This window comes from uncultured Neisseria sp., assembly GCF_951230505.1.
GTDB lineage: Bacteria > Pseudomonadota > Gammaproteobacteria > Burkholderiales > Neisseriaceae > Neisseria.
The window spans coordinates 1-5,876 of sequence record NZ_CATNVN010000116.1 but is presented as its reverse complement, the minus strand read 5'-3'; the positions used below and the strand labels follow the sequence as shown (position 1 = coordinate 5,876).

General features: G+C 49.8%; 7 protein-coding genes. 1 reads left to right on the top strand and 6 read right to left on the bottom strand.

Annotated features, from left to right (window positions below):
- Nucleotides 1-63: 63 nt before the first annotated feature.
- The 6 genes from Q1M25_RS07555 to Q1M25_RS07530 form a co-directional block, all read right to left on the bottom strand.
- Nucleotides 64-381, bottom strand: coding sequence for a DUF2322 family protein (locus Q1M25_RS07555; RefSeq protein WP_004519528.1), 318 nt, complete (start codon nt 379-381; stop codon nt 64-66).
- Between the two features lie 97 nt (nt 382-478).
- Nucleotides 479-1,105 carry a uracil phosphoribosyltransferase gene (upp, locus tag Q1M25_RS07550; protein WP_003746048.1) on the bottom strand — a complete coding sequence of 209 codons (627 nt, stop codon included), beginning with the start codon at nt 1,103-1,105 and terminating at the stop codon, nt 479-481.
- A 146-nt stretch (nt 1,106-1,251) separates the two neighbouring features.
- On the bottom strand, nt 1,252-1,563 hold the full coding sequence (gene grxD, locus Q1M25_RS07545) for a Grx4 family monothiol glutaredoxin (protein WP_003681608.1): 312 nt from the start codon (nt 1,561-1,563) through the stop codon (nt 1,252-1,254).
- A gap of 88 nt (nt 1,564-1,651) precedes the next feature.
- Nucleotides 1,652-2,905 (bottom strand): glutamate-5-semialdehyde dehydrogenase, encoded by a 1,254-nt coding sequence (locus Q1M25_RS07540; protein WP_300483533.1) that lies wholly within the window; start codon nt 2,903-2,905, stop codon nt 1,652-1,654.
- A 6-nt stretch (nt 2,906-2,911) separates the two neighbouring features.
- Nucleotides 2,912-3,715 carry a glutamate 5-kinase gene (gene proB, locus Q1M25_RS07535; RefSeq protein WP_003746044.1) on the bottom strand — a complete coding sequence of 268 codons (804 nt, stop codon included), beginning with the start codon at nt 3,713-3,715 and terminating at the stop codon, nt 2,912-2,914.
- 264 nt (nt 3,716-3,979) lie between these two features.
- Nucleotides 3,980-4,765 (bottom strand): inositol monophosphatase family protein, encoded by a 786-nt coding sequence (locus Q1M25_RS07530; RefSeq protein WP_049344131.1) that lies wholly within the window; start codon nt 4,763-4,765, stop codon nt 3,980-3,982.
- Nucleotides 4,766-4,940: 175 nt separating this feature from the next.
- On the opposite strand from Q1M25_RS07530, the gene Q1M25_RS07525 reads away from it, so the two are divergent.
- Nucleotides 4,941-5,756 carry an RNA methyltransferase gene (locus Q1M25_RS07525; RefSeq protein ID WP_049333293.1) on the top strand — a complete coding sequence of 272 codons (816 nt, stop codon included), beginning with the start codon at nt 4,941-4,943 and terminating at the stop codon, nt 5,754-5,756.
- Nucleotides 5,757-5,876 lie beyond the last annotated feature (120 nt).

Below are 5,876 nucleotides of genomic sequence, written 5' to 3'. Positions count from 1 at the left end.
AAGGCTTAAATCATATAAAAAGGCCGTCTGAAAACAATTTTCAGACGGCCTTTTTTGTATTCATTAAGCAGCCAATGGTTTCAAAATCAGGCTGGCATTTTCAGCCTTCACTTTAAACAGTAAATCAATATTCGGATGTTTGCCTGGATTGGCTTCGGCATCGGCAACATGTTCTGCAAACCATGCCAAGCCGCGTTCTGCCGCCGCTGCGTCCAGCTTGCCGTCAAACTCTTGCGCCAAAGCATGGTAAAGCTTGAGCGAGCCTTGTTTGCCGGGCGCATTGGGAATGTGATGAACCACATTGCCCTCTTTATCGAGAATATCCAAGCCGCTCAAATGATCGATGGCAGGCATGGCGGCCAGATTGTCTTGGAAGCTCATGATTGTCCTTTCTGATGTGGGTTTTAAAGCAAACCATATAACAAGGCCGTCTGAAAGTTTAGGTTTGACACTTTTCAGACGGCCTTAAACATTTCAATTAACGTGTACCGAAAATCTTATCGCCGGCATCGCCCAAGCCTGGGATGATGTAGCCGTGTTCGTTCAAGTGGCTGTCGAGTGCGGCAGTGTAGATGGTTACATCAGGATGCGCCTCGTTGACGGCTTTCACGCCTTCCGGCGCGGCAACCAATACCAATGCTTTGATGTTACGGCAACCTTTGGCTTTCAAAAGGTCGATGGTGGCAACCATAGAGCCGCCGGTCGCCAACATTGGGTCGATAATCAGCGCAGGACGTTCGTCCATGCTGTCGACAAATTTTTCAAAATAAGAAACCGGTTTCAGCGTTTCTTCATCGCGCTGCAAGCCGACAACGCTGATTTTGGCAGTCGGAATCAGGTCGAGTACGCCGTCGAGCATACCCAAACCGGCACGCAAAATCGGGACGACGGTCAGCGTTTTGCCTTTGATGCGGTCGCCTTCAATAGAGCCGCACCAGCCGTCAATAATGTATTTTTCAATTTCAAAATCACGGCTGGCCTCATATGCCATCAGACGTGCCAACTCGGTAGTAAGCGTGCGGAATTTGTAAGTGCTGCAATCCGCTTCACGCATCAGCGTGAGTTTGTGGCGGACTAAAGGGTGGTTGATAACGGTAACGTTCATGTTGATTTTCCGAATTGCGTTGATGGAGGGGGATTATACTTTTTTTCGCATGGCACGCAAAGTGCGTATTCATGCGAAAGGCCGTCTGAATCAGGGTTTCAGACGGCCTTTGTCAACAATTTTACATTACGGAATATTGTAGATGATTAAGCTTTCAGCAATTCTTGCAGTTCGCCGGCTTCGTACATTTCCATCAAAATGTCGGAGCCGCCGACAAATTCGCCGTTAACGTACAGTTGAGGAATGGTCGGCCAGTCGCTGTATTCTTTAATGCCTTGGCGTACGGCATCGTTTTCCAATACGTTGACAGTCACATAGTCGGTGCAACCTGCCGCATTGAGGATTTGTACGGCACGGGAAGAGAAGCCGCATTGCGGGAATTGCTTCGTGCCTTTCATGAACAATACGACGCGGTGTGTGGTAACGACTTCTTTGATTTGATCGTGGATAGAGGACATGGTGTGTTCCTTTTTACTAAATCGGTTGTTCGGGAAAAATCAAATTTCCCGCCATTATACGCAAATTGATGAAGTTGAGGGGCGTTTATCAACGTCGGATCTGACCGTTGCCGTTGATGTAGAACTTGGTCGAAGTCAGCGCTTCCAAACCCATCGGGCCGCGGGCGTGCATTTTTTGGGTGGAAATCCCGATTTCCGCACCCAATCCGAACACAAAGCCGTCGGTAAACCGAGTGGATGCATTGACATAAACCGCCGCCGCATCAATGCTTTCTTGGAAAAACTCGGCATGGGCAATGCTTTGGGTCACAATCGCTTCCGAGTGATGCGTTGTATGGCCGTTAATCCAATCGACGGCTTCTTCCACTGATTTCACTATTTTGACCGACATAATATAGTCAAGAAACTCAGTCTTATAATCTTCCTCGGTCGCCAAAACAGCATTTTTAAACATACGCAATGCCTCCTGATCGGCTCTAAATTCGACCGGATGCACTTTGGCAACGGCTTCTTCCAGTTTGGGCAAAAACGCCTCCGCTATCTTTTCATGAACAACCAAAGATTCAGCGGCATTACACACGCTTGGGCGCTGCGTTTTGGCGTTCACGACGATATCGACCGCCATCTCCAAATCGGCGCTGTCATCGACATAAATATGGCAATTGCCGACTCCGGTTTCAATGACGGGGACTTTCGATTTCTCTTTCACCGTCTGAATCAAGCGCGCGCCGCCGCGCGGAATCAGTACATCAATATAATCAACCGCCTGCATCAATTCCTCGGCAGCAGCATGACTGGTATCTTCAACCAGCTGCACCACATCGGCATCCATTCCCGCTTGTACCAAAGTCTGCCTGATGACGGCAATCAATGCGGTATTGGAATGGATGGCATCGCGACCGCCGCGCAAAATAATGGCATTGCCGGTTTTAAAGGCCAGAGAAAACGCATCGACCGAAACATTCGGGCGGCTTTCAAAAATCATGGCGACCACGCCCAAAGGCACGCGTTTTTGAACAATCTTCAAACCGTCCAGATTGGTATAGCCGCGGACAACCTGCCCAATCGGGTCCTGCAAATCGGCAACCTGCCCAACGCCTTCCGCAATGCCTTTGATGCGTTCGTGATTCAAGCGCAGCCTGTCGAGCATAATGTCCGAAATGCCGTTTTCTTTTGCAGCAGCCAAATCGCGGGCATTTTCTGCCAAAATCATCTCAGCCTGTTCAACCAAAGCCGTTGCAACCTGACGCAGCAGATTGTTTTTTTCCAAGCTTCCCAAGCTGATTAACGTTTTACTGGCTTTTTGGGCATTCTTGCCCAACTGTTCGATATAGTTCATCAAACCTCCCTATTTCTCTTGTGCAAACCACGTTCCGATAGGCGCGCCATCTAAAACCTGAAGAATATCGCGCGGATTGGCGCTGTTCATCAACACCATCTGGCCGTGATGTTCAAACATCATCTGCGCGCTCTTAATCTTACTGAGCATGCCGCCCGTACCAAACTTACTGCCCGAGCCGCCGGCAGAAGCAATAATTTCTTCGGTAATATCGGCCACATGGCTGCGCAGCTTGGCATCGGCGTGAACGGCCGGATTTTTATCAAACAAACCGTCGATATCGGACAACATAATCAACAAATCGGCTTTAACGATTTTCGCCACGACTGCCGACAAACGGTCGTTATCGCCAAATTTGGTCGCATGGTCCATCTCGTCCACGCTGACCGCGTCATTCTCATTGACAATAGGGATGACACCGATGGAAAGCAGGGATTCAAAAGCATTGGTAACGTTTGCCAAACTTTCCGGATATTCGACCACATCGCGCGTCAGCAGGATTTGCGATACCGTCATCCGATAATGGGAAAAAATCTGCGAGTAAAGGCTCATCATGGCCACTTGGCCGACGCTGGAAACAGCCTGCTGCTGCGCCATGTCCGCCGGACGTTTTTCCATATTGAGGACATTCAGCCCAAAGCCCATCGCGCCGGAAGACACCAGCACAATTTCTTTGCCCTTTCCGACCAAGCTGGAAATGACAAAGGCCAGTTGGTCGATTTTTGCCAAATTGATTTTGCCGTTTGGCAACACCAAAGAGCTGGTTCCAATCTTAATGACAATGCGTTTTACTGCTTCAAAATCTCGTTTCATTATTCTCCTCTGCTTTCTATTTTTATGATTGTACGCGGCATTATTTTAGCCAAACGTATCTACATCATAACTGCGAAGCAATAGAAAATACAGACAAAATTAAAAAACGCTTTCTTTAAAAGCTGTATTTTCAGTTTTTATCCGAACCCGTTAACAACAAAACAAAAGGCCGTCTGAAACCCTATTTCAGGTTTCAGACGGCCTTTTACCGATTATTGAAACTTTAGCTTGCAAAGATAAATACAGACCGTTCCCTACAAACGTTTATTGGTGGTCGGAAATAATTTTCAACATTTGCGCCAATACTTTAGGATTGGCTGCAACGATGTCGCCGCTTTCCAACCAGCCTTCATTGCCGGACATATCGGTAACGATACCGCCTGCTTCTTGGACAATCAATGCACCGGCGGCAATATCCCAAGGTTTGAGATTAAACTCGAAGAAACCGTCCAAACGGCCGGCCGCAACGGCACACAAATCCAAAGAAGCCGCGCCTTCACGACGGCCGCCGGCGGTTTTGGCCAAGAAATCTTTCAAAATCGCCAGATACTTGTCCATCATGCTTTGATCGACAACAGGGAAGCCGGTACCGATCAGGCAGCGGTTCAATTCGATGCGGTTGGAAACGCGGATGCGGCGGTCATTGAGCAACGCACCTTTGCCGCGGGAAGCCATGTACACGTCGTTGCGCTCAGGTGCGTACACCAAAGCTTCTTGCAACACACCTTTGTGCAGGAGTGCCATAGAGATAGCGTATTGAGGATGGCCGTGGAGGAAGTTGGTTGTGCCGTCGAGCGGGTCGATAATCCATTCGTACTCGGCGGTGGCTTTACCGTGGGAGCCGCCTTCTTCGCAAGTGATTTTGTGATGCGGATAGGCTTCTTTGAGCGCCTCCACCAAAATCATCTCGGAGCTGCGGTCAACATCGGAAACGAAGTCGTTAAATGCTTTGCTGTCTACTTTGACGGCATCCAGATTGCCGGCGGCGCGAATCATCATTTGCCCTGCTTTACGGGCGGCTTTGAAAGCGGTATTTAAAAACGGATTCATGGTTTTCTTCCTAATTCAGGTAAAATACGCCCTAATGCGCCGAACAAGGCACACAAGAGGCTGTTAATCGTTTCCGATGCTGTTAAAGAACATTTCAGACGGCATGGAAAAAGGCCGTCTGAAAACAAAAAGATGACGCATTATACCTGATTCCCGTACAAACAGAAAACAAAACATGACTTCCGAAAAACCCGCACTGCCCGCTTATCTGGACAACATCCGCATCATCCTCACGCGCACCAGCCATCCTGCCAATATCGGCTCCGCCGCCCGCGCCATGAAAACAATGGGCCTGCACAATCTGACCATCGTCGCCCCCAATCTGATGGCAACGCCGATGACGGAAAATCCGCCCGTATTCGATCCGGAGCATCCGCAATCGTTTAAATTACCGGAAGAAAGTTTCATCCTTGCTTCCGGCGCGGCAGACGTTTTGGAAAATGCCACCATTGCCGCCTCTTTGGACGAAGCCCTTGCCGACACCACCATCGCCTGCGCCCTGACCAGCCGCCGCCGCGAAATTACCGCGCCGCTGCAAACCCCGCGCGATTTGGTGCCCGAATTACTGCAGGCCGCCAACCGCGGCGAGAAAGTGGCGCTGGTTTTCGGCAACGAAACCTTCGGCTTGAGCATCGAAGAAGTCCAAGCCTGCAACCGACTGATGACCATCAACGGCAATCCCGACTATTTCTCGCTCAACCTCGCCCAAGCCGTGCAGGTCGTGTGCTACGAAATCTTCAGCCAAACCGATTCGCCCATGACCCACCTGCAACAGGAAGACCATGCCGCGACCCACGAGCAAATCAAAGGCATGGTCGCCCACATGGAAAGCGTGATGAACGACATCGGCTTTTTCAACCGCCGCAACGGCGAGCGCCTGATGCGCCGTATGCAGAGCCTGTTCGGCCGCGCCAACACGCAAACCGAAGACATCGATATCCTGCGCGGTTTTTTCAATACCGTTAGCCACCGTATCCATAAAAAAGACTGATTAAGGCAGTCTGAAAACGTTTCCAGCTTTTCAGACGGCATGACTGATATTCGGATAAGCATGAATTACGCCCTAGACGCATTATGGTGGAAACTCACCAGCCAACCTGTCCGCGACCTC

Coding starts and splice junctions, on each gene's coding strand:
- Q1M25_RS07555 (WP_004519528.1), bottom strand. CDS start 381: ATGAGCTTCCAAGACAATCTGGCCGCCATGCCTGCCATCGATCATTTG.
- upp (WP_003746048.1), bottom strand. CDS start 1,105: ATGAACGTTACCGTTATCAACCACCCTTTAGTCCGCCACAAACTCACG.
- grxD (WP_003681608.1), bottom strand. CDS start 1,563: ATGTCCTCTATCCACGATCAAATCAAAGAAGTCGTTACCACACACCGC.
- proB (WP_003746044.1), bottom strand. CDS start 3,715: ATGAAACGAGATTTTGAAGCAGTAAAACGCATTGTCATTAAGATTGGA.
- Q1M25_RS07530 (WP_049344131.1), bottom strand. CDS start 4,765: ATGAATCCGTTTTTAAATACCGCTTTCAAAGCCGCCCGTAAAGCAGGG.
- Q1M25_RS07525 (WP_049333293.1), top strand. CDS start 4,941: ATGACTTCCGAAAAACCCGCACTGCCCGCTTATCTGGACAACATCCGC.